The following is a 2,727-nucleotide window of genomic DNA, read 5'->3' on the forward strand; positions in this document are numbered from 1 at the left end:
CCCCCACCCCGGCACTCGAGCCCACCTGGCTGGCCGACCTCAGCGGGATCGAGGTCAGCGCCGACCAGGCCAGCCAGCCAGAGGTCAGCGCACCCTACCCGTTCGCCGTCGAGCAGACCCTCGACCAGGTGGTCGTGGAGGGCGCCGGCACCGCGGTGCCGCACGAGAAAGCCCTGGTCAGGCTGCAGTACGTCGGGATCAACGCCCGCACCGGCGAGGTCTTCGACTCCAGTTGGCTGGCCGGCGAGCCGGTGGTCTTCCCGCTGGCCCAGGTCATCCCCGGCTTCGCCACCGGGCTGGTGGGCAAGCCGGTCGGCAGCCGGGTCGCGATCGCGATCCCGAGCGAGGACGGCTACGGCGCGCAGGGCAATCCGCAGGCCGGCATCGAACCGGACGACACCCTGCTGTTCGTCGTCGACATCCTCGACACCGAGCTGGCCGGCCCGGAAGGGGTGGAGCTCACCCCGCCGCCCGGCCTGCCGCAGGTCAGCGAGGGCGACGGCGCGCCGCAGATCACCATCCCCGCCGACCTGCCCGAGCCGACCGACGTGCAGGTGGAAACGCTGATCCAGGGCGGCGGCGAGGCCCTCGCCCCGGAGGACGCATTGACCTCGCACTCGGTCTGCGTCGCCTGGGACGGCACCGAGGTGCACAACGACTACGGCGGTCCCGCCGCCACCGATGCTGCTGCCGGTTCGGTGCACCAGGCGCTGTTCAACTCGCTGGTCGGCCAGCAGGTGGGCAGCCGGGTGCTGGTCGTCCTGCCCGGTCCGGTCGCCTTCCCGAACGGCAACCCGACGCCGAGCATCGCCCCGAACACCCCGATGGCCTGCGTTGTGGACGTCCTGTTCGTCTACAGCTACTGACTGCCGGCCGGCGCGCGGTCACAGCTCGGGGACGACCACCCACGGCTGCCAGATCGCCGGTGTCTGCCACCAGTCGGTGCCGGCGACCGCCCGCAACAGCCCCGTCGGTGAGCCCGCCGCCGGCAGCCCGGCCGAGCCGCGCAGCGTCTGGAAGACCTCGCCGACCCCCACCCCCCGGGACGACAACTCGCCCAGGGTGACTGCGCCGTCCCGCTTGGCCAGCCGGTCACCCGACTGGTTGACCGCCAGCCCGACGTGGATGTACTGGGGCACCTGGAAGCCGAGCCGGCTGGCGAGCCAGGCCTGCCTGGGCGAGGAGTCGAGCAGGTCGGCGCCCCGGCAGACCTGGCTGACGCCCTGCAGCCCGTCGTCCACCACGACCGCGAGGTTGTAGGCGGGTGTGCCGTCGGCGCGGAAGAGCACGAAGTCGTCCACCCGGCCCGACACCTGGCCGGCGTGCAGGTCGGCGACGGACATGACGGCGTCCCGCGCCCGCACCCGGATCGCGGCCGGCCGGGTGCGTCGCCGCTCTGCCCGTTCGGCGATCGTCAGCCGGGCGCAGGTCCCCGGGTAGGGACGATACGAGCCGTGCGGGGCCCGGGAGGCCTCGGCGATCTCCCGGCGGGTGCAGTAGCACTCGTAGGTCTCCAGCCCGGCCGACGCGTCCCGGTAGAGGTCGAACCGGTCGGACTGCCGCACCACTTCACCGTCCCAGTCCAGCCCGAGTGCGGCCAGGTCCCTGACCTGATGTTCTGCGACGTGCGGCGCGGACGCGACGCGTTGCTGGTCCAGGTCCTCGATCCGCAGCAGGTAACCCAGGCCTGCGTCCCGGGCGAACAGCCACGACAGCAGCGCGGTCCGCAGGTTGCCCAGGTGCAGGTCGGACGTCGGGCTGGGCGCGAACCGGCCGAAAGTCACCCGGGCAGCCTACCGACCTGACGAAGTCGAAGGACGCAGCCGGTCGGGCCGGAGCTGCTGATGACGGGTGGGACTTGCGCCGTCCCCGAAGCACATGCTCGGGGCCATCGTGGCCCGGCTGCTGCGGGACGGGGGTCTGTGCCCACGCCAAAGTCCGCTCCACCGCGCTGCTAGCTTGGTAACGTGTCCGCCCGCAAGACCGAACGGCTGGTCAACCTGACGATCCTGCTGCTCAGCTCGCGGCGGTTCGTGCCCAGGGAGCAGATCCGCAGCGCCGTGGAGGGCTACCGGGGGCTGTCGGACGACGCCTTCGAGCGGATGTTCGAGCGGGACAAGGAAGACCTGCGGGCCATGAACGTCCCGGTCGCTACCGGCACGAATGATTCGCTGTTCGGCGATGAGCCGGGCTACCGGATCTCACGCACCGACTTCGAACTCCCGCCGATCGACTTCACCCCGGACGAGACCACCGTGCTCGGGCTGGCGGCCACCGTCTGGCAGCAGGCCAGCGCGGCCGAGGACACCGCGCACGCTCTGGCCAAGCTACGGGCAGCGGGCATCGAGACCGACGCCGGACGCCTGACCGCGCTGGCGCCCCGGCTGGGCGCCCGGGAGGAGGCCTTCGAACCGCTGTGGCAGGCCGTCATCGACCGCCAGGTGGTGCGGTTCGGCTACCGGACCGCCGACGAACTGCGCACCGTCGAACCCTGGCGGCTGGCGCTGCGCAACAACAGTTGGTACCTGGTCGGGTTCTGTCACGACCGGCAGGCCCCGCGGGTGTTCAAGCTGGCCAGGATGGTCGGGCTGCCGTCCAGCATCGGCAAGCCGCACGCCTTCGAACCACCCGACGAACAGACCGTCGGCCAGCACACCAGGATGCTCACCTCGATGGTGGTCGACCTGACCGCTGTGCTGGCGATCCGCGGGCTGCGCGCCCCGGCGC

The 2,727-nt window shown here is 71.9% G+C and carries 3 protein-coding genes; 2 read left to right on the top strand and 1 reads right to left on the bottom strand.

The annotated features are described in order from the left end of the window. Positions 1-866: FKBP-type peptidyl-prolyl cis-trans isomerase (locus tag WBL05_RS09725; RefSeq protein ID WP_424225534.1), on the top strand; the 866-nt coding region annotated here is incomplete at its 5' end. An 18-nt stretch (positions 867-884) separates the two neighbouring features. Here WBL05_RS09725 and gluQRS read toward each other — a convergent pair. Further along, the gene (gene gluQRS / locus WBL05_RS09730; RefSeq protein WP_424225536.1) at positions 885-1,784 is read right to left on the bottom strand and encodes a tRNA glutamyl-Q(34) synthetase GluQRS; all 900 of its coding nucleotides are present in this window, start codon (positions 1,782-1,784) and stop codon (positions 885-887) included. 183 nt (positions 1,785-1,967) lie between these two features. Between gluQRS and WBL05_RS09735 the strand changes: the two genes are divergently transcribed. Continuing rightward, positions 1,968-2,727 (top strand): helix-turn-helix transcriptional regulator (locus tag WBL05_RS09735; protein ID WP_424225537.1); only part of this gene is annotated, 760 nt, incomplete at its 3' end.

Origin of the sequence: Brooklawnia sp., from assembly GCF_049651565.1 — a bacterium.
In the GTDB taxonomy this organism is placed as follows: domain Bacteria; phylum Actinomycetota; class Actinomycetes; order Propionibacteriales; family Propionibacteriaceae; genus Brooklawnia.